Here is a 24,054-nt window from a genome sequence, read left to right on the forward strand (position 1 = left end):
TCCTTTGGATACCCTTTTTATGACCGTTAGGAATCAAAATGCCAGCCAAACTCACACCAGACTACCATCAGTTCATTGGAACCGCCTTAGCCCAATTTAAAGCCGATACAGCTATCATTAGTGACCTAGTCTCTAAGTTCGGTTTATCTATTCAAGATTCTAAAGAACTCATCAATTTAGTTATAGCGATGAATGATCAGGCTAAAGGAGCTTTAGCTGAAACTGTAGCAGTTAACAACGTTCGTATTTCTACCATTAACCCGTACATCAAACAGATGAAAGAAAAACACAATGTACTGAAGGTAGATGGAAGAGAAGTCAACATTGTGATGTCCATGGAAAATCCAGAAGTAATCTTACTGGAGAATCTTCTCGATCCAATTGAATGCCAACATTTGATTGATTTAGCTACAGTTAGTTTGACTAAGAGTACTGTTGCAGTACACGGACAAGGTCAATCTACTTTGTCCGATTATAGAACCAGTGATAGCACTGGACTCATCAAAGGGCAAGATGATATCGTTAAGAATGTAGAAGATAGAATTAGTCTTCTGTTTAACTGGAACAACCACGACACAGATAGTTTGCAAGTGTTGAGATATCGTATCGGTGAACAATACAAACCACACCACGATTTCTTTGCTGATGGTAGTACTTTCGTAAGAGGGGTCGGTGAACGTGTCGCTACATTGATTCTCTATCTCGGTGATCCAGTAAGAGGCGGAACCACTTACTTTCCTGAACTGAATCTTCACGTTCATTGTAAGAGAGGCAGTGCTTTATTCTTCTCTTACCCTAACCCTACGCCCCAGAGTAAGACGCTTCATGCTGGTGCTCCAGTTATTGAAGGTACAAAATGGATTGCTACTAAGTGGTTTAGATCTTTAGATAAACAAATCTAATTTTTATCTATGTTTTGAATACTTTGCATAGAAACATAAGGAGTAGTTTATGCCTATCATGTCAGATAAATGGATCAGGCAGAAAGCCGAAAATGAACAACTGATTGTACCCTTTCATGCTGAATCACGCAGCAATAACGAAGATGGTACTCCTGTGACTAGCTACGGTCTTTCTAGTTTTGGATACGATATTCGTTTGGGGAATGTATTCAGGTTCTTTAACCCTGCTAACATCGTTAATAGAAACCTTGAGATTAAATGCGTTCGTGATGCAATCGAGCCAGATGTCATTGATCCAGTTAACTTCAATGAGAATCTCACCTCACGTCATGAGTTGAGAGAAGATGAATGCATCATCATGCCACCTCACAGTTTCATGTTGGGTGTCTCCAAAGAACGTATTAAACTCAGTAACGAGTTTACAGCTATCTGTATGGAGAAGAGTACTCTGGCCCGCTGTGGTTTGTGTGTTACAGTGACTCCATTGGAAGCTGGTTGGGAAGGTTACGTTACCCTTGAGCTTAGCAATAAGACTGATTCTCCTATCAAATTGACTCCTGGTATGGGCATTTGTCAAGTTCTCTTCATTCATGGTACTGAGCCCTGTGAAGTCTCTTATGGTGATCGCAGCGGTAAGTATCAAGACCAACCACCAGAGCCAGTATTGCCTAGGAGAAAGATGTGAGTCGTTTAACTGAGCGTCAAATCAATAAGATGATTCAGGATGTGCGTAGCCATGATCCTAATAAGATCGCCGGCTATGCAGTCTATCCTAAGACTAATTACTCTGATGCCAACGATATGTACTTCCAATTGCAGGAAGGTTATAATCGTTGTATCAAGGAGTTGAAGGATCTGAAGATTCTTAATCTAGGTGTAAATAACTTCGTTGAAGACTTCAAATCCATTGGGTTCCCTAGAGTGGTTCCTAACATTGAAGTACTTGATGTAGTCTTCGTCTATATTGTCAGAAGATTGGATACAAACGCTGTCAATAACTTTAAGATCCAGATGATCTATCGTTATATTGGTGGTGATGAAATCGAATATTCTACGGATGTTCGACTCTTCTATCAACCCAATCAGTACGTTCAAAAGACTGTCTAATAATATGTAGAGTTCGCTCTATATGGCAAGCTAAGATGAAGGAACTACTCCAAGTTTCCCTCTCTCTTAGGTTATAGTTTGGGTTGGTTCAGACTCAGCGCAAGTTGATGTTCTTTCTTCATAAACAGCATAAATGGGAGTCCTTCGGGACTCCCTTTATGTCGTGTACATCATTCGAGACTTAGAGAATATTTCCTAGTCTCATTCTTGAGACGTTCTAAGGTATCTGCTATACTGAATCTTAATTGTGTCTTATCTATTTCCATATCTTCAATACGGAAATCATAGACTGCAATTAGAAACTCATCGCATTTCCTATCTAAGAAACCTTTTCTTAGATTTATAAGACGGCGTAATTCTGAGGTATGGCAACAACCACTGTGTTTTTGCTTATCCAGAATTAACTTCATACGTTCCATATGAAGTATAATTGATTGGACGTTGAGCGCTATAGCTTCACCAAATCTTGAGAAACGTTTCTCTTTTAGAGCTTTATCTTTGTAGAAGAGGTCCGTGATACCTTTGAAAGTATTAGGATCTTTATTGAAGTAACTCAAAAATGCAAGTAGATCTATCTCTATCAGATTAACTTCCTTCTCAAGACTAGACAAAGCTTTCATGTTTCGTCTAGTACTAATAAATCCCATTATGTGTCCTCTTATATAGATTGTCTGCAATTAATTGGAAAGACAGCGCATCATCGTAGATTTGACTCACTTTAATGTTGATCTGTCTTCTAGACATCTTATTTATCTCTAATTCGAGTAGTAAGCGGTTCGATAGAATCCTCCTTCTATAACGTCTTAGGTTATCAATATCTCTGGCCATTAATAGATCAGAGCTATTGTGGGCATCTCTAAAGAGCATGTTTATGGAAGCCACGCTCTCATAAATAAGCAGAACATAAGGCGAAATCTTATTCCAATAAGTCAACAGAGCCTGTCTGTTGTATGAGAGGAAATGTAACGCCTTTTGTATCTTTGTTAGCTTCACATAGCGTACAGGATCTGAATCCTTCAGAACAGTAAACCTTTGCAGGCTCTCCTGCAAAGCTAAACTATGTGTTGGGTATTGTCTTTGTAGGACTGCCATTTTGTGCGCTCTTTGTTGCAAGTTCATGTAGCATCCTCATATGTAGCTGGCCAACGAAATTAGCTAGTTTGAGGATCATGTAGTTAACACGCTCCAACTTAATCTTTAATTTCCTATAGCCAATTCTTTTCACGGAATGAATGGAGCTTATCTCTGCCAAGGTCTTGAAGTACAAGTCCTCGAATTGACTAATGCTCTTTTCAACTTCTTCACTCTCATATAAGATAGTGATAGAAATGAACTCCGCCCTCATCTCGACTATCTTGTTGTCTAGATAGTTGAAATAAGGAATGAATTGATTTTTATATAGGGCAATAGATCCCATGGTGGAAATAGTCAACAGATTGAAAGCCGTTGGTTTACCAACCAAGGTAGAAAGAGGTTTTGAAAGCTTAAGGGAGAGAGCGCCACTCTCTCCTGTTATATCAGTAACCGTTTTATTTAAACGGTCAGAAGCTTTGATTAGGGCCGTGAGTCCTGATCCTACGAGCAATGGCATTTTGTGTGTACTCCTGGAAACGTTTGACAATGATATCAAATTGAATTTGATGCTCTGCTGATACTTTAATAGAACCACCAATGCAGTTATTAAAATAGATACGCAGCATAACCAAGTCCTCTAATATCTTAGGATCGAGATCTTCTGTAGCCTTATCGAACTCTTGATGGAAGTAGATGCGATCAATCTCATCTAACTTATGTCCATGAAGGATGTGGACAGTCTTACTATCGAGATAATCAATAAGGGCGGAAAGCTCCGCCCTCTTGAAAATCTCTTTCGCTTCAGCAGCAAAAGAGTAGGTTACCATGTCATTTCTTCCAATTCAAAAAGTGTTGGGAAACCCATCATTGTAGAACAATAGTCCACTGCATTCACATGGCCTGCACTGATACCCATGTTCTGTTTTCTGAACACAGCTTCAGGAATGCCTTCAATAGTAGACAATTCACGAACTGTGGTCTCTTTACTAATGTTGAAACACGTCTCACCATTAGGATAACTAGCACTAACGTCAAGGTCACCAACGTGACCATAGATGGAAGTAACTTGTTCTGGATTCTCTTCAATAACACGAAGACCTTCTCGTGTAATGAGAGATGGAGCCAGTGTAATGATCCATTCATCACGCCCCAGAATCATTGGATCAAGCTCAGATACCAGAGCAGATGAAGTGCATCCCATGACTCGATCATGTTTCTGAACGAACCAATGCAATACATCCATCTTACGACGTGGTTGAGACTTAAAGTCTTCAAAGTCAGAAGAACCTGAGAACTGCGGGAGAACCACACGCATGTCCTTGACCTTGTCTTCAAGTAACTCCATTCCGATACAGTCGAATCTGTTATAGACAACATATTCAACAGGATAGAATTCTTGCATGAACTTATGCCAAGCTAAACCCGAGAGATGATTAGCCTCTTCAAATTTAAGCTTACCCAAGTTCAGTTCTTCACCAAGAATGAAATCCAAACTGTAAGACTTCTTTTCTTGTTCACCCATACGTGTATGCTTGTATGCACACATTGCATCGATCACGTAGAAAGAGGCAGGGCATTTAACAGTATGCCATTGAGCCGCTGGCTTAATAGGCATTACCAAACCGCTAGCGGTTTTCTTCTGATTAGGTCCAAGTATAAACTTGAATGATCTATACTCGTTAGGTACAGATGGATCACACATCAAATGCTCGACTGGGAAGTTAGCACGATCACATGCTTCTAGGATCTTACCGATATCGAACTTCATGTTCCAAATAGACAGAAAGTCTGGTTTGGCTTCATGGATGACTTTGAAGGTCTCAATCAATACGTCGATCTCAGAATCAACGATAACCAAGACTGGCTTAATGCCACGGGCTGTAATGTACTGTTCTAAGTACTTATTGGTTTTTTCAAGAACCTCTTGTTCAGGATTGGCTACACCCTTAAAGAAACTCTTCTGGACTGCCGTAAAACAAATCTTACCAAAGCTAAAAGTAGCCATGGTAATTTCTTCAGTACCATGAATAACGTCAGTTTCTGTATCGAATACGCCAACCGAATACTCTGTTTTGAGATCAGGGTATTTGACCATGTAGTCGTTTTTGATAACTGCTGTACTCTTGATATCAATACCAAAGAGGTAAGGATTCTCAGCAGCTAAGTCTTTGATGGACTTTTTAAAGTATGGTTTACCTAGAGAACTTGCTGCCTTAAATAGCAAATCTCCTTGTGTCGAATGGAATTCATTGACACGTTCTTTTTCAATCCATTCTTTTGGCTGCTCGAAATTACGATAGCCTTTTTTAACGATCCAATAAGGTCGTTCGTAGTTATATACTGGTTTGACGACTGGTACAACTGTACCATCGGCTTTGTGTACTTGCTCTTTTACCAGGTGTAAATCAGGTAATCCAGCTTCGGGTGGTTTGACGTACGTTGCGAAGCGACATTCGATTCCAACTTCACCCTGATCCAATTTCAAAAAGTCTTTCATTTTCTAATCCTTTCGCTTTCGCATATTAGTTATTAAGTACTTAATAATTTGAATATTCACGTACATTTTTATCCTAGGAATACAAAATGAATTTTTTAGACATCAACGGCACGAGTGTTGCTACAGAGGCGATTGATTTTCAATCTTCTGTAGTTGCCGACCAACTAATTGTGCTCATGGAAGACATCTTGAAATCCAAGAGCGGTAAAGAAGCAGATGAGTCAGAAGCTGCTAAAACACTCAAGACATACATTGAAAAAGAAACTGGTCTGAAGATTGATTTGAAGTTCAACACGGATTATCCTCCATGTATGCTTCCTATCCATATCAGTCCAAATAGTATTCTTGGTGATGATATTTTTAAATCCTACTACAGTAAGGATGCTAATAAAGTCATTAAGCAACTTGAAGACAGCGAGAAGACTTTCGTTGACCTTAAGTCTGGTAAAGTAGGAGGTGCCTTTGCTACCATCCCTACCCAGATTTACATGGGGTTCAGACATCTGAAGACGTTGAAGTTATCTGCTGCTGAAACAGCCGCAGTCTTCATGCATGAGATAGGACACGCTTTTGTTGGTTACGAATTAGCTTTCAATACCATTCAAACTAACCAAATTCTTTTAGCATTGCATAAGTCGCTGGTTGCCAATGATCAGAAACTCTTTGAGTATTCGTTGCAATTGGCTGAGAAGAGAATTGGCCCTAGTACTGGTGTCTACGCCGAACTCAAGGATGAAACTGATACTACTGTTGTAACGACTGTAGTTTTGGCTAAGATTCAAGAAAGACGTGTATCTGAGTTAGGTACGGCTGCTTACGATAAGACTACATACGAAGCACTGGCAGATAACTACGCTACTCGTATGGGTCTTGGTCGTGAACTGGTAACTGGTCTTGAAAAGATTCACCGTGCTTACGGTTCTCCAGAGTATTCTGGAGAAACTCGTTTCCTGATTAACTTGGTTGAACTGTCCTTGATCAGTTATTCAATGTTACTCGGTGCTGCTGGTGTGTTACCATTCCTTGGCTTCGGTGCTGTATTGTTCTTCCTGATCTCTTGGAATAGTTCTATTGGTTCAGACTCCAGTAATGTTTACGATAGTCTGAAAGTTAGATACAAACGAATCAGAGAACAACTGATCTCAAGACTGAAGGTCAAGAGTCTTGACAGGAGAATTTCTAGCAAGACTTTGGTCACGTTAGCCGCTGTTGATAAGATCATCGATGAGACCAAAGACTTCACGTCTATCTTGGGTATCGCTGGTAACATCATCTATCCAAGTAACTGGGTACTTTCATCGAGAAAGAATACTCAACGTTTGTTAGAAGAACTCGCCTCCAATGACTTATTCATTAAGGCCGCACAATTAAGAGGTAATTAAAAATGGGACTCAATGACGAAGTCGATAACGAGTTTGGTAATCCTGATGGTCAAAAACCCGCTGTGTTAGATACTCCACCAAGAGGTAGAGAAGCTTCTAACGATGTACCTGATGAAACTATTTTCACTAAGGGCATTCAAGCGCGTCGTTTACCAGAGTTGGATGCTGAATTTGTAATCCAAAAATCAAGAGAAGATCGCCTGGTTGAGTTGGCAGATAAGTCAGCAGAGATCGAAGAATCTGGTGGTATCAGCAGAGCAGACGTAATTGCTGTAGAATCTATCATTGAAGATCTGGAAGGTAATGAAACAGAAGCTCCACCGGAGCCTAAGCAACCTCCAGAAGAAGGTGAAGAATCCACTCCACCTGTTCGTAGACAACCAATGGGTAATCCTAATCTCTACACTGAAGAGAAGTCAAAGACAGAATATAAACCTGCTCTGACTCTGATGCGCTCTAATTATGAGAAAGCATATACTGATCTTAAAGCAACTGTCCTAGAGTTAGGTAACAAGCTCTTAGAAGTCGCTGATCAGGAAATTCAAGAGAAGCGTTTAGCTTACACTGACATTGCTATCCAGTTCAATAAGAACATCATTCGTTTCCTTAACGAATATGAATCAGATGATCTGGAACATGTCAAGTGTTCTTTCAGTAGACAACTCAAATGGTCTGATCTGATGTCAGTTGGATTATATCTGCTGAGACCTCATCTGATCGACTACGAGGAAGGCCGTAAGCGTGCCGAGGTGATGCGTGGAGAGTTCGAGGGTACTAAGACTGGTGAGTTCATTGAAAACCTGTCTAAGGTGTTCCGTAGTGATTCCCTGAACAGTACCATCCATACTTTGGTATTCGGTGATATTCATCGAGTAACTGGTGGTCCAAAGGCTTACGAGATTGATCCAGCAACTGGTGAACCTAAAGTATGGAAATACGATAATAGTTCATGCATTGGTAACGAAGGTCAATATAGTAATAGTTCTACTATTGGCGGCATTTTCGGTTTCATTGGTACTGGCAGACTCAGTGTTGCTATTCAAAGCCGTATCGCAGCATACGACTACTGTAAGCAGGTCATTCGTGACTCTATTGAGAAAGCAAACAGTCTTGAGACTCAGAAAGATAACAGTACTCTGAAAGATAACTTGGATGCTCTTTTGGAGTGTTCAGGTAAAATCAATGAAGCTAAGTTTATCATGACTGCTTTGTTGGCTGATATCGGTGCAGTGTTTACTGTATATGAAGTGATTAACAACTACATGCTCGACATGTGTGAATAATCCGGCATAAAAGGAGTGGCCTAGGCCACTCCTATTTATGTTGTATCAGATGTCACCGAAGTCAGGCATATCTAAACCTGCATCCAGATCGTCATCCCCACCACCGTCTTCTTCAGACGAGGTATCATCAGACGAAGAAGTATCATCAGATGTGTAGTCAGATCCACCGGATACTGAACCATCACCTAAGTCTTCACCGCCAGTGATTTTATTAATGTCTCTATCTGCCGCTTGTGCAGTAGGAACAGTCTTCTCTAAGAGGTCACGAATGAACTTAGTAGCTGCAAAAACGTGTTGACGTTGAGTCTCAACGTTGTTGTATACATACTTACCGTCATCGTCAACTGTCAACATGTCAGCCATCTCTGGAAGCATGTTGTTAGTGACCATCCATGTTCTCATCATCTGAGCCTTGATCATAGCTCTGATTTCATCTACTCGTTCGCTACTAGATTCACCAACATAAGCAGAAGCCAGAATATCAGAACTGAACCAAGCATCAATACCCTTGTCAACCATTTCTTCATGCTTAGTATAAGCTTCAGTAATAGTGTCAACGGCAATAACATCAGGTCTTGGTAAGTTGATCTCAAAATTAGATACAACTTCTAGAGCTAAGAGATGAGTGAGTAGATCTTCGTTATTCTTGTACTCTTCAAAGACTTCATTAGTCTTTTGTACTTCTGTAAGCTTAGAGAGATTCTCTTTAATAGCTGCTTTAATCTTACCCATCAAGCCACCATGGTTAAGAATAATCGTTCTAGCGTTATTCGTAATCAATGGTTCAAACTTGATTTGGTATTGAATAATACGTTTGTTGAGTAAGATGTTGTTGTTGGTTGCTGTAGTAGCAAAATCAACACCCTTGGCATTGTCCACCATTTCCACAGGAATACCAATACCCATGATCTGACGCTCTCTCAGAGAGTCTTCCAAATCAGAATCAGGTTTCTCATAGCTAGTTGATACTTCACTGAAGTTCAAGTTAGTAGAAGGCAGACCAGGAATTTGACCAAACTTAAATTGAATACCTGACGTATTAATGTACGTCATAATGTCAACAGGTGAAATCGTTGCAGGTAATGTCTGAGACTGTTTAGTCTTTAACACTTCATGCATTGCAATCTCAAGAGTCTTTCTAGGTTGAGGATCATTCTCATCAACGTTGATTTCGACTTCTGTTCTACCGATGGAGTTAACGATACCACGATTAACGTTGGCAAACATAGTTGCTGCACGTAAAGCATTGAGCACCATCATGCCTTCGATCAAACTCTTACCAGTACCATTCTCTCTGAAATCAATAGCGAAGTAAGTCATCAACTCTTTAGGGATAAAGAGAATCTGGGTTCTTTGCTTAGCTAACATTCTAGCGGTCATGATTCGGAAGATCTCTTCTGGCTTAGCAATAGAGACGTTCTCACCAATGATACCATTCTTCAGTCGAGACAGTAAGTCAGCTTCAATGATGTCGGAATATACACGGCTGATATTGTCGAAAGTAACAGCATCACAATTAACCTCGAATTGGTCAGCAGTACGTTGAACAATACTAGAGTTCATATTGGTAGACATTGAATGCTTAAAACGCATATCGTCATAAGCAGAGAAGTCACTATCAATACTAACTGGATTACCTTCACTATCCAGAACAACGAAATAACCAACGTGTTCACTGTGATTACCTGGTTGATAAATCGGGATAACCGATTCAGTAGGTAGCTTAATAATCAGTGGAGCACCAACAGTATCACGTTCGAGTTGATTACTAGTTTTGACTCTACGCAGATTAACAGTAGTGTGAGGTTTATTCTTATAGAGTAAGCTCGTCAGTTGTTTGTCTGTAATTCTAGAATTACTTTCTGTACCAATTGAGAACACTTTATTAGATTGAAGATTAGCATCTAGAAGTTTTCTAGAACTATTCTTTCTTCTGGTCTCAATAATCTTGGGCAACTTCAACGCAGAGAAATTATCAGTCACGATAATATCTTCTAAAGCTACTGTTTTCTTATCCTTATCCATGAACTTAACAACAGGATCAACTGTTCCTGCTTGTGGTCCTGAATTACCAAGGAAATCTTCTAGACCAAAGTTCTTAGCCGGAATATTAGCTTTTGCAATAGTGTTAGGACCTAACCAGCCCACAGCCTTGAAGATACCTTTGTCATCCATGTAAGTTTGAAGACTCTCTAGGGAGATATCTACCTTACCATTGATAAGATCATCCACAGAGTTTTCTGGAATGACAACAACTGGATAAGCACCATCTTTCAATAGTACTTTCTCTAACATTACTGGAATCTCTTCGTTAATTCCATACTCTTCTTTCAAGTAATCCTCAATAATCGGAAGAATCAAATTAGTGATAGGAGTTACCAGAAGATCAGTTGGGACAGTGATGCTCAGCTCTGAGCTGTACATGTCCTTTGGTGAATTAATAAGGCTAATTAAGATATCGCCAGCCAACCCTAACTCTGGAAATAAATCCATGACATTAGTGTTGTCTTTCTTCTTTTGCGCAATATCTTTGGAAATCCCTATGATGTTAGAATGATTTGGTGCAGTTACTTTTCTGTTGCCACTTTGATCGAATTCTTTTCGGTCAGTTGGTTGGACTAACTTACTCAGGGTGGCAGCAATAATAGGAGTATCTCGCACTAAATCGACTGCTGGGATTTGTTTGCCGCTGTTATTCGCGGAAACAAGCGCCCTGAAATTATCTTTACTCATTGCAGACCTTTTTCGTAAACGTTTTTGAAATGGAGATTTTTGATGAGTCTCAATTATTACAAACTCTACGTTAATCAAGTTCTGGATTTATCCAAAACCATGGTTATCAAAGTAGAAGCAGTAGCAGACTCAATTAATGAGAGATTAAAGGCTACACACGGCGACGTATTTGATGCTGATGATAAACGTACATGGAAATACTATCTTAACTTATCTGGCCAGTACCATAGCACTGACAAAAAAATCTATGTCACATCATTGGACACTCTACAAACCATTGAGTTCAGTAGAGATACTCTAGCTATACATAGAGCAACAGCTAAAGCTTACGAGTATGGTACACGTTACTATAGAGAACTATTGAGCCAGTTTCCAGAATACGAACAATTCATCCTGGGTGCCCTTTATCCTGTTAATATTGAGCAAGCCATAGAGGCTGAAGACTTTACAGTCATTGGTTATCCTACTAATCTAATAGAAGATAACGAAGTATCGTTAGTAGATAACATTAACAAATGGCTTTATGGGTTTAGAGAACGTTGGTATAATCGTCAATTCAACTTGACAGATACTAATTACATCTCAGCTTTTTTAGCTGTTATGTTCTTACAGTTACCATCATTGATCATCTCTTTGAGATTGAGATCTTGTAAGACCCCTGAAGCCCATAGTTTCCACGTTAGAGAGTACTTAGAGTCACACGGTATGTTGGATGTGTATTTGTCCAATATGACCCGTAAACAGGCTCTATTCTTCTACAGGAACATTAATTACATTGAACGTAATTCAGGTAAGAGAGAAACCTTCGAATGGTTAGTTGAAAAAGTGATGACGGATAGAAAGCTTCCGTTGTCTGAATTCAACATGCATCATGATACTACCTCAATGCCAGAGGATAATACTCCAAAGGCAATGTTTAGAAAACGCTTACTGAACGAAGAAGCACGTATTTATGAACATGATGCAGGTATCTACAATTTGGCATATATCTTGTCAAAGGAAGAACCAGAGGCTGTAGGTAACCCAGAGTACAGAGCTATACATGAAGCTGATATAGCTGGTAAGTTTGAGAGAAGTGTCACTAATCGATACAAGACCAAAGTCTTAGAATCAGCGATGTTTGATTATACAGACTCTATGGCGATTACTCAGGCTGATGTTGCATTGAATAATTGGATCTATCTCTCTCAAAAGAATAAATATACTTCTTATATACCAATTACCAATCCGGTATCTGGTGCCACAACAACTGTAGATGTTAAGGTTGGTCTAATCTTATTCCTTTATGCTTACTGTAAAGCACATGGAGTTAATGTAAAGACTGTACCACCTTTGGTTGCGACTAGAGTGCCTATTGATCCTGTTCCAACCAGAGAAGAGATCTACTCAATAGTTGATAAGAACTATGTACCTATAGAGTATATAGACTTCATCCTGAGCCTGCATAAGCCTCATGAAACTATTATCTCGACTGCTGCTTTTACAGAATGGGTAATTGAGCATCACGACGCTGCCATTAAGCAAACATACTTCACAGCTAACCATGAACACATGTACACCAGAGGTCTGGTTCATAATGCCGTGAGTCGTCTGTATCAGGTTGCAGTTGTTGAGAATGAATTTACTGGTAAGGACTTCGAGACGATCTTAAGGTTTAACAACATCGACATTGAAGGGTTGGGGACCAATGATTGGATTCGTCTCTATACAGAGATATATAAAGAGGCTACTGGTCTAGACATGAATGCTACCAGTGTAACTAGTGATCTGCAAAAGGCAATGGTTTCATTGCTCAGACAGTTATCTAGTTATTCTATCCAGTTTGTTCAGAGCATCAACAAATCTAGTATTAAGGTTCTTAACTGGGCTGCTATTAGATTAGGGGATGTTAAATATACTGGTAGAGCTTTGTACCAAGTACAGTTAGCATTGATGCGCGTGTTTAATCTCATCATCAAGAACTATCCTAAGTTCGAGATTGAACTACCAGATCTTCTACAGAACTTTACATTGAGATCAGATCTAGAAGTAGAGTTCATTGATCTCCCTGTCAATATCATGGGTGATGTTAAGATCAGTAATAAGAAGATTGTTGATTTGGGTATGTTTAAACTCAATCAACACATTGGACCGTATTGTGCTGGATCTAATCTCTTCGAGATACCGTTGTTTAAGCCTTACTATGACTTGTCACCGGAAGAGAAGAAAAAGGTTAAAGATATTTACACGAACTATCCTACACCAGACGACTTTATCCCGAATGTGGATGTTGGTACGATTGCTAAGTCTCTGAAGATTGGTGTCAATAACGTTAAGCCAAGACTCAACATTATGGATTCGTATGTTAACTTCTATGTCAGTAAGACCTACGAAGCTTTCTATAACGATGATCTTAAGGTTGTGTTGGATGGCTTCTATAACAATATTGAAGATACCTTTGTTATCAATCATCAAGTGTTTAAGGGTTATTACAAAGCACAGTCGTTCAAGTATATGTCACAAGTTCCAGAGGAAACCAATTGGAAGGGTGAAGAATACACTGGCGGTATTCTGTTAGGACCATTGTACAGTATCAAGAAGACTGGTGATATTGAGACTGAGCTTCCTCCAATCACAACAGTCTATGAAGATGGAACTATTGTGTTTGAACCTCAGTATCTGAACTTTGATGTGACTATGCATTGGTATAACTATGCTCATGCTGAATTTACTATCACTTACAGATCTCTGTCTGGCTCATTGAAACCAATGAAGATGACTTCCTATGATCTGGATGCTGGTACTCTGGTATCTCCTGGTGGTGATCGTGATCTCGATATTAAGTCTACGTATATTCAGTTTAGCGCTCCTAGAATACCAACACCTTATAATCCATTAGGTGGATATGCATACTTCGTTATGGATTATGAAGTATCTCAAACCACTACAATGAATACAGGTAACTTCAACGTGGGTGCCCTGCAATTCAGATATGGTAATGGTAGTTTTGCTACTAAACTTGGTATTGGTCATGTTGATTTAGCAAACGTTAGATTGACAAGATTTGAATATAATGTCTCTCAGACCTTTGGTACTCAGTTCTTGTCTAAGACGCTGGCTAACAAGAACGTTATCTCGCACAGAACTATACCTAAGTTCGTCTTTACTTATATTAACAGTACATTAGATATAACTAACTGGCGACTTTAAATAAGGAAATCTTTTGTGAGCTAGGGGTTAGTTCCCCTAGCTAATTTGAAACTCTCAATACGGATTTAAAAAATGGAAGTTTACCGCAGAACTATCTACGGGGCCACCTTACAAGCTGCACAGTTTTTTGGTATCCCCGCATTGATTCAGAAATTCTCTACTTTGAATGAGAAATTGAATATTCAGCCTACGGCTTCATTAGGTGCTAATGAGATGCCCACAGTAGGTTATATGACTATCGGTATCGGTGGTCACATGAGTGTACCTGGCCAAGATGACATTCCACTGATTTCGAACAAGATTCATAAGTCAGATGATGCATCTCCTTTTAAACTGTTTCCTTTTGTCCTGCGTCCTATCGCTAATGATATTACGTCAGTACAACAAGCACGTTTTGCACTCCGTACAACTATCACGGTAGGTGGTGAGCAATATTTTGCTTACTATGCACGTCGTTTTAGTAAACAATCTCTATCGGTTGTTCCTGAGAGACGACATGTGGAAAATGGTGAGACCACTATTACCCTGTTCGAACCAACCAGCGATAACCTTAACCCAGTACCGCAAGACCTGAGCCCTACCGCAGTTAATACTGTTAAAGGTGAATATCTTGCTGCTAGCGTCAAGCTGAAGATTACTCTGGATGCATTTGATGCAGAAGAGATCCTTAATGCTGCTATGATTCTCCACAATAGTGAAGATTACGCTTTCATTTCGGAAATCGGTTTGGTCTCTGGTGTCAATAGATCTGTAACAGTACCGAATGGTTCTGGTAACTCCTTTAGCTTCAATGAAGTTATTGCTGCCCAGACCACACATCACATCAGTGCACTGCAACCTGTAAAGAGCCAACGTGGTGGTTTCGATATCGACTTGGAAGTCGGTGCTATCGAGCCTCTGTTCAAACTCACTCAGTAATGCAGATAGTATCCGATAGTAGTATATTTGAAAAGAAGACTTTCAATATACTAGGTATTGATCCCGGTACTGATACTATCGGATTTTCTATCATTAAAGTTAACATAGACGATCTTAAAATAGTATCAGTTACTCCGTGGACAGAGAAGGTATCTAGATTCCTAGATGAAGATTCCTTTGAAGTACAAATTCATTCAGCTAAATATAGTAGACTTAGATTAATTAGCGAAAAGTTTTCACATGTACTGACCGTATTTAACCCAACAGTTATCGCATCAGAAGCCCCGTTCTTCAATAGGTTTAGACCTAATGCTTATGCCCCTTTAGTAGAGACGGTGTTTACATTGCAAAGAGCATTACATCTTTGGGATGATTATAAGCCACTCTACATGATCGACCCGCCTTCTGTTAAGAAAGCAGTAGGAGCACAAGCTAGAGGAGATAAGGATGCCGTTAAGAAAGCCATCAAGCTAATTAAAGAATTAGACATGGTTGACTTCAATACTCTTGACGAACACTCTATAGATGCTACGGCTGTATGTTATTGCGAGTTATTAAGATTGAGAGGTTAACATGGTTTTTAAAGCATTCTTAACGTTGATAAAAGATCTATTCAAAGAGAATTTCAAATACATCCTGGCTGGTTTGGTAATTCTCTTTTTCATCATTGGCGGAAATAAACTCATTCGAGATCATTACTTGAATGCGGAGAAGAAAGTCGAAGATGGTAAATCTGTAGTCATCGGTGTATTGAAAGATGAGAACAAAGGTTTAAAAGATAAGAACCAAACTATCATCGAGAATTCACGTATTGACGATAAAGAAATTGTAGTCAATATAGATGAGAAAGAAGGTATCAGAAAAGATACCGACAAAGCTAGAGAGAATCTATCTGAAACTATCAGTAAAATCAACGATCATTATAAAGATGTTCCTGCGATGACTGACGAGAAGATGAAAGAAGCACTCACTAAGCAAAAAGCCAAGGAGATTGCAACAGCACGGATTAATTCTCTATGGGAGACATTCTGTGCTGGTTCGAATGATGATCCAGATTGTAAAGGAGCTAAATGATGCTAAAGAAATTTATCGTTCTATTAACTGCTCTCTTCATTACGGGTTGCGGCACGATTGTTAAGACTGAGATTAAGGAAGTTCCTGTTTACAAAATAGAAACTGTTTATGTGACTGTACCCAGTCATTTGTTGAAGTTGAATACGATTCCTGCTCCACCTAAGAAAAGCGTTTACATAAGCGCTTCTGATGAAGTGAGAGAAGATCTCATGATTCGCTACAGTCAGTCATTGATTTCAGAATTGAGAATGTGCGTTGCAGATAAAAGAGCAATCACTAACATCATGAATGAAAAGGTGAAAGCTGGTGAAGAAAGAGATAAGGGAAAGAAGGAGTCTAAATAATGTCTTTAGGTTTAGGCGACTTCGACAAAGACTCAGTTCATAACTTGAGCACACCAACTAAGAGACTACCTAATAACGGTAGATTCCCTGGTGGAGGTATGGGTGGTGGAAGAGATCCTGGTGGATTCCCTTTCCCAACTGACTTCAGTGATCTTGATGGTGGCAACGAGGTTTTCGTTGCAGATGATGAAGCTCTTGAAAATGTAATTACAGCAACCATCGCAAATCTATCTGAGGAAGATAAAGCGAAAGCTCTGAGAGCATATTTTAGACAACAGTTGAGATCTGAGACTGTTGAACAAAAGCTTAACGAGCGTAAATCAAGAATGCTGAGTAGAGTGAGAATGCAAGAGTGGGTTAAGTACTTACTCATCTTTGTTTCTTCATTACTCTTGGTGAGCTTGGTTGCAATTGTTGTAACTGTCATCTACACTAGTTTGACTAGCGGCACTATGGCAGAAACAGGCATCCTGTCAGCCATTGTGACATTCTTCTCGGAGATTGTCAGAATGCTTCTATCAAGCTAAGGAGTTAATTATGAGTATTATTAAGATTGCCATGGAAGATGGTGAACAGAAGAATACGAGTCAACAAGAAACAGAAGTAGTGATCTATGCCAAGATCACTAACCCTGATGGTTTGGCACAAGCTGTTCACATTGAGCAGCATGAGCAAGCACAGATTAAGTCTGCCAAAGGTTCTGTCCGAATTCGTAAGATCACTGTAGAAGGTAAGGAACCTGTCTACGAGATGACGAGTAAGGAAAAGCAAAAAGCACAAGGTGTTCAAGCTAGTATTGAAACCACGGAACGTATCAATGAAAAGGTTTATAATCTCTTCATGGGTGTCTGTGATACTTTCATGAGTAAGACCCGTTATGTTTTCAAAGCAGAAACCATTCGTGGTAAGAAAGGTGATCTTGAGTTTGAGATTAAAGCTAAAGATATGAACTTCGAAGTTGATGTCTTTAGGAATCCCAAAGGAAAGGTTTCCGAATGGTGTAAGATTGATCTAGAGGTTGACAAACTGAAAGAGATTCTCGAAGCCAATGATCTTACTGTCGAGCAGATTAAATTGATTGCACGTATTGGTCAACTACCCTTCTCACCTAACAATGTGGTTATTGAAGATGGTACGGATGAAGATCCAGATAAGAGAGCACTCATTACTCAACTCTATAGTTCTGAGTTCCTTATCCCACGATAAGATATTGGGTAGCCTTCGGGCTACCCTTTATGATGCCATAATAAAAATATCTTGGTGATATATTCTAATAAAGAATTAACAATCAGTTAATTCTTTATTCTTCTTTTCATGAAAGACTATTATGGTTGTTTTTTTAAAACCCGATCAGGAAGGTGTTTTCAAAGCTGCGGTAGAGAAAGAATATAAAGCTTTAATTGCTAAAACTGGCGACACTGGACTTCCTTTTCCATTGATCTTTCCTATGGATTTGCTTTATCCAGCGACGGCTGGCATCCCTAGTAAAGGAGGTGCTTTCTTGTATGCCATGGCAACTGGCATAATGTTAGGTGGTATGGAGACTGACGAATCCATAACTTTTGCTAAACTCGCCGCCGAAATCGTTTATGGTTTGTATTACTTTGAAGGCAAAGCAGACATAACTGAAGAAAAGCTAATAAAAGAAATGATCGATGGCCAGATCCCAGAGGACCGTGTTATCCTTCGCGCTTTTGTTGAGAAGTACAAAACCTTCATCCACGCATTTGTTGAAATGTGTGCTGGTGGTGATAAGGTTATTAACAACAAACGGTTTCTTCTTCAGTACCATTTGTTTTAGAAATTAGCACCTTCGGGTGCTTTTCTTTTTTGCTAAATAAAAACATTTCAGCGATATATAACAGTTTTGAGCTATAATCATAGCTTCATCAATCATCCTACTTTTAAGGAAAAACTGTTATGTCCAATATGCAAGCTCTTCTCAAGGAACGTCTGGTCATCAATGCCAAGATCCGTTCTTTGCGAGTCATCAAGATCAATCGTTACGTAGCGATCCTGATGAAGGCTGGCTCTCTCAATAAGAACGAACTGAAGCTCTACAATAAGCTTCATGAGGAACTCCAAAAGGGTATACCAAATCATGATAAGGTCGATGACGTTATCGACCAACTGGAATGTATCCTGGATTTGTAAGACGGCATAAAGAGAGTACCTTCGGGTACTCTCTAGTATGCTGTTTCTTTTTTTGTTTAATCTACGTCGTGCTTGACAAACTCAACACTGACATCTTCTTGAACAATCAACTTACCATCACCGATGTTCGAGAGTCTCTTTCTGATAGAGCAACGATCACCAGTAGACAATACAGTCAATGCATCAAGATTAAGATCACCACCTAAACCAGTTACAGATAAACTAATTACATCGTCGCCATAGACTCGTTCAAGAGCAGAGACAATAGCAGACATTGAGATAGTTTCACGTTTGAGGTATTCGTCAATCGTTCTGATAGTGGAGTTAGTAAGAGATAAGCAAAGAGCTGAATTCTCATACACTTGTTTGGTAACCGTTAACTTAATATTGAAAGCTTGGTTAGCTTCCAATTGAGTAATAGTACCACCACCGACCATAACACGAATGTTACTCAAGTTAGACTTAGGATAGAAATAGATTCTAGTCTGCTCCAGACCAACCTTATTCATCTCTGCAATCTCATACGTAATCCAATTCACCACAGTGTTGATGAATGATTCTCTGTAAAGTGTAGACGAAGGATCGGTACTGAAATAGTAAAGACCTTCCACAAACATGATGTCTAGTTGTCTAGAAACGTACTTCTGACCAATTGGGATAATCTCACCCTTGGTATCTAACTTAGCGTCCCCTACCTTGTACTTATAGATCTGTTGACCATTAGCATCTAAGACAGGATCACCCTTTCTATGTTTGATATCGTACACCAGTTCACCATTAGTACCAAAACTAAAGATACTACCTGTGATAGGATCGATGTTATAAACGTCTTGTTCGTAGACAGCCGGAACGTTTACATCCCACTTCTCGTAAGGTGCACTGCTAGCGATACTTCTGTTACTAGTCCAGAGATATTCCAGATACTTACCAAACGTAAAGGTAGCTTTCTCATGTGTGATAGCAGCAATACGAGTAGGTAACAGGAATTCACCCAAATAGTTATCAATATCGTGTCTAGACCAACCAGCATTCATATTCGTGCTAGTGCTGTAAACAATATCAAACTCTTGAGACAGCTTAGAGCCGAAGCGAGTAGAGATATTGCCAAAGAGTCTAAATGAATTCAAGAACAGAACATTCTCAGAATCAATATCGAAACTAGTGTAAATATCAAACTTGTAGATACGTTCACCAGATTGAAGTGTTTGGAGTAAAGTACCATTAAGGAAAACTCTACTGGCTTCATATTCTGGGACGAACGATAACTGTACATGTACTGCATCATCAGGTAAGTTTCTGAAGTCATCGTTTGATTTCGTTTCAATCAAAACCTGATAACCATAAACTGTTTTAGTGATGGTGAACTTATCAGTATTAACCTGAAGCATAGTAGTATCGTTTTGATCAACGAACTCTACTAACTTGAATTCAGGTCTATCCATGAAATAAGGTCTGACGCTGAAGTCTTCACTGGTAGCATCCAACAGATAATGGAAGGGTGTGTACAGATAGTTACCAGTGCTAACCAAAGGTGCGATCAGATCAGGGGTCTTACTCAGGATATCGGCTACTACGTTAGCTTGAACGATACTGATTATGCCATTATTGTTTTGGTAAAGTAAGTCAGGTGTCAAAGTGATTCGATCACCGTTATTGAACACAGCAGGATGATCCTTGATAGAATCCATAGACAGAATAATAGATTCCATCGATGTCGATGCTGCGGTGATTAACTTCTCATCAAAAGGTTTAGGCAAAGCTCTAGTAGCGTGGAAGATACGGTTAGTAACTAAGTCCACTGTCTTCACGATATCGAAACCACGGTTCTCAATATGTGCGGTAATCTGTGCATTAGTGATAGGAACATTTCTATCACCGATAGCGTTAGTCATTACACGTTTTCTCAATTGCTCGAAAGACAATTGATTCTTACCACCGTATACAGTTTCGTTAGAATAGATGAACACATCTGGAATCTTCACCCAGGCAGCAACTGCTGCTGTGTTATCGGCTTTATCAATTGCAATCCATCTTGCTTTAAAGCTAGAAGGTTTGAACTTATCCAGACTAATGCTGATCTCACCCTTAGTTTGATAGATATCAACACGAACAGAACCCGATACCATGTTATTAGTAAAGTAGATCTGTGGGATATAAACTTCGAGCTTATTGTTGATAACCTTCAAGACAGCAGTTACCTCACCAATGTCATAGACTTGATCAGTGTGCGTAGTCTTGATCTCTTTCCATTTACTGTTAGAAGCATTGTTCTTGTAATAAACTCTTGCATAGTAGAATTGATCATTGAAGTCAATGGTCTGACGCATGAGCTTAGCACTATTAATCTCAGTAGTCTTCGACTTAATAGTGAACTGAACAACATCTACATCCATAACTAAGACATCATCGTCGAGATTCTTAATCTTAGTGATCTTGTAATTGACTACGTTAGTTGCCAAAGTTTGTAACGGTGACTTGTTATCAGTGTCATAGACAACTTGAATACCACCGTGGATCAACTGCTTGATCTCAATTGGGTACTGGATAGAGAATACAGTATCTTCGATAATGAACTCACTGTTCCTAGGAATTACAATCTTCTTAATTCCAGTTACTGGATCAGCGATCATTGAAGCAAGAACTTGTTTCATCGGAACCACGATAGTAAACTTCGTGATTGCTGGTGAAGCAAATCTATCGATATAATCCTTATCAGACATATGCAGATAAAGATCATCTAAGGTTTGAGCACAGCTTGGATATTGCGCTCTAGTAGTTACCTCGTTATCAATGATGAAACCAGCGGTATTCACTGCACTGGATTCAACTAACTTCATGAATGGATTAGTGGCATCCACGATATCCGATTCACCATTGAGATATTGCTGAAGTAATTCCAGAGATGATTGCTGAATGCTTGCAGGGTTAGTATTGATTAAATCTAACTTCCTTAAAGCATGACCTACCGCTGTGTTCTCTGATAGCAGATCAGAAAAGTTATTTGACATGTTTATTCACCTTCTTCACCGAACTCGGCATTTTCTCTTGGATTGAATCCTAAGATGTTATCCAGTCTAGAATCGAACTCTTTGTAAGCATCGATCTTAGCGAGATAATAGTCAGCACCAACGTACCACTCTAATTCTCTAGTCCTTGGATTAATTCTAGGATAACCACGATTGTTAAAAATATCCAGATACTCAAAAGGAATCTTAACCATGGAAGGGCCAGGCGTATCGTTAATACGATTAACCTTCATTCCAGTATTAAAATAACCAACCACTTGATTGAATGCTCTGATCAAAATATCATCGTCATAAATAGCACCCATACACTTGAATGGAATTTGAATTTCGTTGTTCCCATCATGGTATGGTTTAGTTGCATCGAAATCAAAAACAGAGGCATATGGTGCAGCATAAGGAAAGCTTGCACCACAGGCACCAATACGAACTACATAACGTTTAGTCGCATCTAAAACTAAACGATAGATTCTAGTATTGTAATCAATTTCATTATTGATTAAGAAGTCAGGATATGGACTTAATACACCCTCGAAAACATTTGACATGTAGTGTTCCCAGATATACATCATCATTGTAATTGGGTCACCTTTGCTGTTTCTGAAGGTAGCAGTTAAATCGTATGCCGAATAGTTAACGGCCAGGCCGTCGACTATTGACCATTCTTCTTTATAAGGTCCAGATTTTGAAGTAAAGGTATCAACTCTGACATCAGGCCATCCTGATATGTTAAGTAGATTATTTGTTAGGATCGGAATAAATGCCTGTTGAGGATCAACCAACGGACATGCAATTCTATCAACACCAGATACTCCAGTACCATAGGCACTATCTAATCGAGGATCAAGTGTATTCCTGATCAGTCGAAAATAAGATAGAGGCTCAGTAGTGAGAAGCTTGGTAAATAATCTGTTTTGTCTCAGATTTGCTGCTCTGAAATTCAATTGAGGTCTTGTGAAGAATGTTAGCCCGTAGTGATCTTTATTTTGTGGAATAGCTAACGGTGTTTGTCTATGGTTAATACCGTAGACGTTCTTAGTCATTTCGTTTCCTTCAGATCTAGACAGATCGAAGAAAGAATCTTGACTTACACTGGTATCTACATTGAACAAAGAATGATTACCAAAACCTAACTGGTTAACGTCCTTCACAGACACTTTAACTAGATTAGTATCGTTTATAGCGTCCATTATAATTTTCCTTAAAGAAAAAAGGATTTTGAAAATATGTCTACTCTTTTTAGCCCCACAAACGAGGGCACATTGGCAGCAGGTAGCGTTCTATCGACTGTTATGGACACATATAACAAAGCATTGGCTGTTGGTTCACATATGAAAACCAGTAGTCTTGTTAGTGCTACGTCCGTTGCCCGTGTTGAGCCTATCGTAATCGTTGACAAGGATTGTTTATTCTTAGAATACCTTCCAGATATTCTTCAATCCACTCAAAGCATTTTCGTTGGTTATTGGTTACAAGCTCTCAGCCTCATCACCAATGTCGGTGATGTCAATGTTGGTCGTGTGCTTGACAAACTCAATCCGAACAGAAAAGTAGATACAAATGGTTTCTTGGAAACTATTGTAAACGCCGGTATCGGTAAGGAAAATTACACTTATGCTTCTGAGAGCATGAAGTATAAATTACCTACCATTGCTATGGAAGCCAAAGGTGATAAAGGCGATAAAGATGGCGCTATTGCCAAAGTAGATAATGTTGCTGAACTTGCCAACCTCTCCATTGGTAAACTCATTAACGTTACTATTAAGAATAATGGACAAGAAGCTGTTATTCCAATCTCGTTCCGTTTAATGGTTAACACGTTGCCTCCTGCATCTTGCGTGCAGTTGCTCTCTCAAGGTAGCGTTGATCTTTCGTTCTCTGAACGTTGGTTCAAGTGGCGTGCTGGTCGTATCAGTTTCATTAAAGACCTCGTCTTCTGCCAGGACTTGATCCGTGAGCAGAAACGTACTCTTATGACGGATAAAGACGGAGTCTACTCTGAGATTGCAAAGCGTGCTAAGAATAGTAAGCTCGCTAGCTTCTTCTCCAAGAATCCATCGTTGGCTGAAGCTTCTAACATTGTGATTATCTCTGAAGAGACCGCAATGCAATTGAGAGTTAAACATAACCTCAACCTCGATAATTACAAAGATCGTCAAAAGATCTTTGATAAGACGTACGCCATGATTCTGGTAGTTATCGATAGAAACTATGAGCGTGTTAATATGTATCACTATGGTATCAGTACCAGTACCTCAGTTGGTTTGAGAGATATCAAAGCAGCTAACAAGAGTTCTGGGCCTAATATCATGGAAGCACTTGCGGCTTTCAAGGGCGGTAATGCCCCAGTCTTCTAAAGTAAATAATCTAATAG

Annotated in this window: 22 protein-coding genes; 15 read left to right on the forward strand and 7 right to left on the reverse strand. The window is 39.4% G+C overall.

Annotated features, from left to right (window positions below; genetic code table 11):
* The first annotated feature begins 38 nt into the window (after positions 1-38).
* Genes RR877_RS00570 through RR877_RS00580 form a run of 3 tightly spaced genes read left to right on the forward strand, consistent with a single transcriptional unit; the run spans position 39 to position 2,009 of the window.
* Entirely contained in the window at positions 39-902 is an 864-nt protein-coding gene (locus tag RR877_RS00570) for a 2OG-Fe(II) oxygenase (protein WP_332627366.1), read from the forward strand.
* Between the two features lie 49 nt (positions 903-951).
* Positions 952-1,587, forward strand: coding sequence for a dCTP deaminase (gene dcd, locus RR877_RS00575; RefSeq protein WP_332627368.1), 636 nt, complete (start codon positions 952-954; stop codon positions 1,585-1,587).
* Complete coding sequence (locus tag RR877_RS00580) at positions 1,584-2,009, forward strand: hypothetical protein (RefSeq protein ID WP_332627370.1); 426 nt, start codon at positions 1,584-1,586, stop codon at positions 2,007-2,009. Before dcd ends, RR877_RS00580 begins: the two co-directional genes overlap by 4 nt.
* Before the next feature lie 170 nt (positions 2,010-2,179).
* Here the strand turns inward: RR877_RS00580 and RR877_RS00585 are convergent, their stop codons facing one another.
* From RR877_RS00585 to RR877_RS00600, 4 genes are all read right to left on the reverse strand, one after another.
* On the reverse strand, positions 2,180-2,629 hold the full coding sequence (locus tag RR877_RS00585; protein ID WP_332627371.1) for a hypothetical protein: 450 nt from the start codon (positions 2,627-2,629) through the stop codon (positions 2,180-2,182).
* A 437-nt stretch (positions 2,630-3,066) separates the two neighbouring features.
* A complete protein-coding gene (locus RR877_RS00590; RefSeq protein ID WP_332627372.1) occupies positions 3,067-3,600 on the reverse strand; it encodes a hypothetical protein in 534 nt (177 codons plus the stop codon).
* Positions 3,551-3,910, reverse strand: coding sequence for a hypothetical protein (locus RR877_RS00595; protein ID WP_332627374.1), 360 nt, complete (start codon positions 3,908-3,910; stop codon positions 3,551-3,553). Before RR877_RS00595 ends, RR877_RS00590 begins: the two co-directional genes overlap by 50 nt.
* The gene (locus tag RR877_RS00600; protein ID WP_332627375.1) at positions 3,904-5,580 is read right to left on the reverse strand and encodes a hypothetical protein; all 1,677 of its coding nucleotides are present in this window, start codon (positions 5,578-5,580) and stop codon (positions 3,904-3,906) included. The genes RR877_RS00595 and RR877_RS00600 overlap by 7 nt, the downstream gene beginning before the upstream one ends.
* A gap of 86 nt (positions 5,581-5,666) precedes the next feature.
* Here RR877_RS00600 and RR877_RS00605 point away from each other — a divergent pair, with 86 nt between their 5' ends.
* Both RR877_RS00605 and RR877_RS00610 read left to right on the forward strand, forming a co-directional pair.
* Positions 5,667-6,962 carry a hypothetical protein gene (locus tag RR877_RS00605; RefSeq protein WP_332627377.1) on the forward strand — a complete coding sequence of 432 codons (1,296 nt, stop codon included), beginning with the start codon at positions 5,667-5,669 and terminating at the stop codon, positions 6,960-6,962.
* A gap of 2 nt (positions 6,963-6,964) precedes the next feature.
* Positions 6,965-8,245, forward strand: a complete 1,281-nt coding sequence (locus RR877_RS00610) for a hypothetical protein (protein ID WP_332627379.1) — start codon at positions 6,965-6,967, stop codon at positions 8,243-8,245.
* Positions 8,246-8,290: 45 nt separating this feature from the next.
* Here RR877_RS00610 and RR877_RS00615 read toward each other — a convergent pair whose 3' ends face one another.
* A complete protein-coding gene (locus RR877_RS00615) occupies positions 8,291-10,978 on the reverse strand; it encodes a hypothetical protein (RefSeq protein WP_332627380.1) in 2,688 nt (895 codons plus the stop codon).
* Between the two features lie 42 nt (positions 10,979-11,020).
* Here RR877_RS00615 and RR877_RS00620 point away from each other — a divergent pair, with 42 nt between their 5' ends.
* The 9 genes from RR877_RS00620 (at position 11,021) to RR877_RS00660 (ending at position 18,657) form a co-directional block, all read left to right on the forward strand.
* Entirely contained in the window at positions 11,021-14,167 is a 3,147-nt protein-coding gene (locus RR877_RS00620; RefSeq protein WP_332627381.1) for a hypothetical protein, read from the forward strand.
* 72 nt (positions 14,168-14,239) lie between these two features.
* Complete coding sequence (locus tag RR877_RS00625) at positions 14,240-15,085, forward strand: hypothetical protein (protein ID WP_332627383.1); 846 nt, start codon at positions 14,240-14,242, stop codon at positions 15,083-15,085.
* Complete coding sequence (locus RR877_RS00630) at positions 15,085-15,657, forward strand: crossover junction endodeoxyribonuclease RuvC (RefSeq protein WP_332627385.1); 573 nt, start codon at positions 15,085-15,087, stop codon at positions 15,655-15,657. The genes RR877_RS00625 and RR877_RS00630 overlap by 1 nt, the downstream gene beginning before the upstream one ends.
* A 1-nt stretch (position 15,658) precedes the next feature.
* Positions 15,659-16,159, forward strand: coding sequence for a hypothetical protein (locus tag RR877_RS00635; protein ID WP_332627386.1), 501 nt, complete (start codon positions 15,659-15,661; stop codon positions 16,157-16,159).
* Positions 16,156-16,503 (forward strand): hypothetical protein, encoded by a 348-nt coding sequence (locus RR877_RS00640; protein ID WP_332627387.1) that lies wholly within the window; start codon positions 16,156-16,158, stop codon positions 16,501-16,503. The genes RR877_RS00635 and RR877_RS00640 overlap by 4 nt, the downstream gene beginning before the upstream one ends.
* Entirely contained in the window at positions 16,503-17,030 is a 528-nt protein-coding gene (locus tag RR877_RS00645) for a hypothetical protein (protein WP_332627389.1), read from the forward strand. Before RR877_RS00640 ends, RR877_RS00645 begins: the two co-directional genes overlap by 1 nt.
* Positions 17,031-17,040: 10 nt before the next feature.
* Positions 17,041-17,709 (forward strand): hypothetical protein, encoded by a 669-nt coding sequence (locus tag RR877_RS00650; protein WP_332627390.1) that lies wholly within the window; start codon positions 17,041-17,043, stop codon positions 17,707-17,709.
* Between the two features lie 121 nt (positions 17,710-17,830).
* Positions 17,831-18,304, forward strand: a complete 474-nt coding sequence (locus RR877_RS00655) for a hypothetical protein (RefSeq protein WP_332627391.1) — start codon at positions 17,831-17,833, stop codon at positions 18,302-18,304.
* 119 nt (positions 18,305-18,423) lie between these two features.
* Entirely contained in the window at positions 18,424-18,657 is a 234-nt protein-coding gene (locus RR877_RS00660; protein WP_332627392.1) for a hypothetical protein, read from the forward strand.
* A gap of 56 nt (positions 18,658-18,713) precedes the next feature.
* On the opposite strand, the gene RR877_RS00665 is transcribed toward RR877_RS00660, so the two are convergent.
* A complete protein-coding gene (locus RR877_RS00665; RefSeq protein WP_332627393.1) occupies positions 18,714-21,665 on the reverse strand; it encodes a hypothetical protein in 2,952 nt (983 codons plus the stop codon).
* A 2-nt stretch (positions 21,666-21,667) separates the two neighbouring features.
* On the reverse strand, positions 21,668-22,723 hold the full coding sequence (locus RR877_RS00670; RefSeq protein WP_332627395.1) for a hypothetical protein: 1,056 nt from the start codon (positions 22,721-22,723) through the stop codon (positions 21,668-21,670).
* A gap of 183 nt (positions 22,724-22,906) precedes the next feature.
* On the opposite strand from RR877_RS00670, the gene RR877_RS00675 reads away from it, so the two are divergent.
* Positions 22,907-24,037, forward strand: coding sequence for a hypothetical protein (locus RR877_RS00675; RefSeq protein WP_332627397.1), 1,131 nt, complete (start codon positions 22,907-22,909; stop codon positions 24,035-24,037).
* Positions 24,038-24,054 lie beyond the last annotated feature (17 nt).

Origin of the sequence: Aurantimicrobium sp. (assembly GCF_036667855.1) — a bacterium.
Classification (GTDB): domain Bacteria; phylum Actinomycetota; class Actinomycetes; order Actinomycetales; family Microbacteriaceae; genus Aurantimicrobium.

Coding starts and splice junctions, on each gene's coding strand:
- RR877_RS00635 (WP_332627386.1), top strand. CDS start 15,659: ATGGTTTTTAAAGCATTCTTAACGTTGATAAAAGATCTATTCAAAGAG.
- RR877_RS00640 (WP_332627387.1), top strand. CDS start 16,156: ATGATGCTAAAGAAATTTATCGTTCTATTAACTGCTCTCTTCATTACG.
- RR877_RS00615 (WP_332627380.1), bottom strand. CDS start 10,978: ATGAGTAAAGATAATTTCAGGGCGCTTGTTTCCGCGAATAACAGCGGC.
- RR877_RS00595 (WP_332627374.1), bottom strand. CDS start 3,910: ATGGTAACCTACTCTTTTGCTGCTGAAGCGAAAGAGATTTTCAAGAGG.
- RR877_RS00570 (WP_332627366.1), top strand. CDS start 39: ATGCCAGCCAAACTCACACCAGACTACCATCAGTTCATTGGAACCGCC.
- RR877_RS00650 (WP_332627390.1), top strand. CDS start 17,041: ATGAGTATTATTAAGATTGCCATGGAAGATGGTGAACAGAAGAATACG.
- RR877_RS00655 (WP_332627391.1), top strand. CDS start 17,831: ATGGTTGTTTTTTTAAAACCCGATCAGGAAGGTGTTTTCAAAGCTGCG.
- dcd (WP_332627368.1), top strand. CDS start 952: ATGCCTATCATGTCAGATAAATGGATCAGGCAGAAAGCCGAAAATGAA.
- RR877_RS00590 (WP_332627372.1), bottom strand. CDS start 3,600: ATGCCATTGCTCGTAGGATCAGGACTCACGGCCCTAATCAAAGCTTCT.
- RR877_RS00630 (WP_332627385.1), top strand. CDS start 15,085: ATGCAGATAGTATCCGATAGTAGTATATTTGAAAAGAAGACTTTCAAT.
- RR877_RS00625 (WP_332627383.1), top strand. CDS start 14,240: ATGGAAGTTTACCGCAGAACTATCTACGGGGCCACCTTACAAGCTGCA.
- RR877_RS00605 (WP_332627377.1), top strand. CDS start 5,667: ATGAATTTTTTAGACATCAACGGCACGAGTGTTGCTACAGAGGCGATT.
- RR877_RS00675 (WP_332627397.1), top strand. CDS start 22,907: ATGTCTACTCTTTTTAGCCCCACAAACGAGGGCACATTGGCAGCAGGT.
- RR877_RS00645 (WP_332627389.1), top strand. CDS start 16,503: ATGTCTTTAGGTTTAGGCGACTTCGACAAAGACTCAGTTCATAACTTG.
- RR877_RS00660 (WP_332627392.1), top strand. CDS start 18,424: ATGTCCAATATGCAAGCTCTTCTCAAGGAACGTCTGGTCATCAATGCC.
- RR877_RS00670 (WP_332627395.1), bottom strand. CDS start 22,723: ATGACTAAGAACGTCTACGGTATTAACCATAGACAAACACCGTTAGCT.
- RR877_RS00600 (WP_332627375.1), bottom strand. CDS start 5,580: ATGAAAGACTTTTTGAAATTGGATCAGGGTGAAGTTGGAATCGAATGT.
- RR877_RS00585 (WP_332627371.1), bottom strand. CDS start 2,629: ATGAAAGCTTTGTCTAGTCTTGAGAAGGAAGTTAATCTGATAGAGATA.
- RR877_RS00620 (WP_332627381.1), top strand. CDS start 11,021: ATGAGTCTCAATTATTACAAACTCTACGTTAATCAAGTTCTGGATTTA.
- RR877_RS00665 (WP_332627393.1), bottom strand. CDS start 21,665: ATGTCAAATAACTTTTCTGATCTGCTATCAGAGAACACAGCGGTAGGT.
- RR877_RS00610 (WP_332627379.1), top strand. CDS start 6,965: ATGGGACTCAATGACGAAGTCGATAACGAGTTTGGTAATCCTGATGGT.